This is a genomic window from Saccharomonospora iraqiensis subsp. paurometabolica YIM 90007 (assembly GCF_000231035.2).
GTDB classification, from domain to species: domain Bacteria; phylum Actinomycetota; class Actinomycetes; order Mycobacteriales; family Pseudonocardiaceae; genus Saccharomonospora; species Saccharomonospora paurometabolica.
This window is the reverse complement of the sequence record NZ_KI912221.1, coordinates 1-1,845: the sequence shown is the minus strand read 5'-3', so window position 1 is coordinate 1,845 and position 1,845 is coordinate 1. Positions and strand designations below refer to the sequence as shown.

Annotated in this window: 2 protein-coding genes; both read right to left on the bottom strand. The window is 73.8% G+C overall.

All coding sequences use genetic code 11. The annotated features are described in order from the left end of the window. The coding region (locus tag SACPADRAFT_RS26430; protein WP_007027474.1) for a DUF58 domain-containing protein at window positions 1-476 on the bottom strand (476 nt) is incomplete at its 3' end. Window positions 477-486: 10 nt separating this feature from the next. After that, window positions 487-1,521, bottom strand: coding sequence for an AAA family ATPase (locus tag SACPADRAFT_RS0208470; RefSeq protein ID WP_007027475.1), 1,035 nt, complete (start codon window positions 1,519-1,521; stop codon window positions 487-489). Between the last annotated feature and the right edge of the window lie 324 nt (window positions 1,522-1,845).

Here is a 1,845-nt window from a genome sequence, read left to right as displayed (position 1 = left end):
TGCCCGAGGCCGCCGCGGGGCGGCAGCCGCACCGTCTCCGCGCCGTTGGACAGCAGCGCCCCGATCCGGTTGCCACCGCCGCGCGTCAGGTGGGCCACGGCCGCGACCGCGCACACCACCAGGTCCCGCTTCTCGCAGGCGGCGGTGCCGAAGTCGAGGCTGGGTGAGAGGTCGCCGACCACCCAGGTCTCCAGTTCCCGGTCGGCGACGGTCTCGCGGACGTGGGGGGCCGTGGTGCGGGCGGTGACGGCCCAGTCCATCCGGCGCACGTCGTCGCCGGGCTGGTACGGCCGCGCCTCCCCCGGTTCCGAGCCGGGACCCGGCACGAGCCCGAGGTGGTTGCCCTGCAGCAGGCCGTCCAGCCGGCGCCGCACGTCCAGTTCGAGGGTGCGCAGACCCGCTTCCAGCCGGTCACCGCGCAGAATCGGCGGAGCCCACTCGGGCCTGCCGCCACCGGCGTCCCTGCGGGAGGTCATGGTGCGGCACTCACCTGCTCGAGGCGCCCGCCGGGACCGCGGGGCCGGAGCCGCCCTGCGGCCGGGCGGACACCTGCGGCAACGGCACGGTCTGCAGGACGCGGTTGACGATGTGGTCCAGCGGGACGCCGTCCGCGAGGGCGTCGTAGGAGAGCACGAGCCGGTGCCGCAGCACGTCGGGCACGATGTCCACCACGTCCTGCGGCAGCACGTAGTCCCGGCCGCGCACCAGTGCCAGGGCGCGGGCCGCGGAGATGACCCCGAGGCTGGCGCGGGGGGAGGCGCCGTAGGCGACCCACCCGGCGACGTCGGACAGGCCGTGTTCGCCGGGTCTGCGGGTGGCCAGCACGAGGCGGACGACGTAGTCGACCAGGGCGTGGTGGACGAAGACCTGGGAGGCCACGCCCTGCAGGCGGATCAGCTCGTCAGGGCTGAGCACCTGCTCCGGCTCCGGGGGCGTCACGCCCATCCGGTAGACGATCTCGCGCTCCTCCTCCGCGGTCGGGTACTCCACGAGGATCTTGAACAGGAACCGGTCGCGCTGGGCCTCCGGCAGCGGGTAGACACCCTCGTTCTCGATGGGGTTCTGGGTGGCCAGCACGAGGAACGGCTCGGGCATGGGGAAGGTCTCCCCGCCGATCGAGACGTGCCGTTCGGCCATGACCTCCAACATCGCCGACTGCACCTTCGCGGGCGCGCGGTTGATCTCGTCGGCGAGCACGAAGTTCGAGACCACGGGCCCCAGCTCGACGTCGAACTTCTCGCTGTTCTGCCGGTAGATCCGGGTACCGAGGATGTCGGCGGGCACGAGGTCCGGGGTGAACTGCACGCGGGAGAACGATCCGCCCACCACGCGGGCGAAGGTCTCCACGGCGAGGGTCTTGGCGACCCCCGGGACCCCCTCCAGGAGCAGGTGGCCCTTCGCCAGCAGCCCGACGAGCATCCGTTCGACGAGCCGGTCCTGCCCGACGATGACGCGCTTGACCTCGAACACGGTGCGCTCCAGCAACTGCGCGTCCCGCGCCGGGGTGCCGGGCTCGGTCACACCTACCTCCTCGCCGCCGACCGGTTGTGCGTACCCCGCGACCGTACCGGGTGGCGGGGGTGCGGCTGATCACGACCTGCGGGCACGGCCGATCGCCACCGTCTGCTCGCCAGCCAACCGCGTACCCGGTGTGACGGCTGTGAAGCCACCCGGCGGAGCCACCTCGCGGCCGGTGGGCGGTCGGTGGCCGGTCAGCACCCGGTGAGGTCCCCGGGCGTGTCCACGTCGTGGGCCTCCCCCGGCAGCGCCGGGACGTCGACGGTCGCCAGGGGGCCGAGGCAGGACCGCAGGGACGCCCCACGCGGGTCGGGGGGCAGTGCCCGG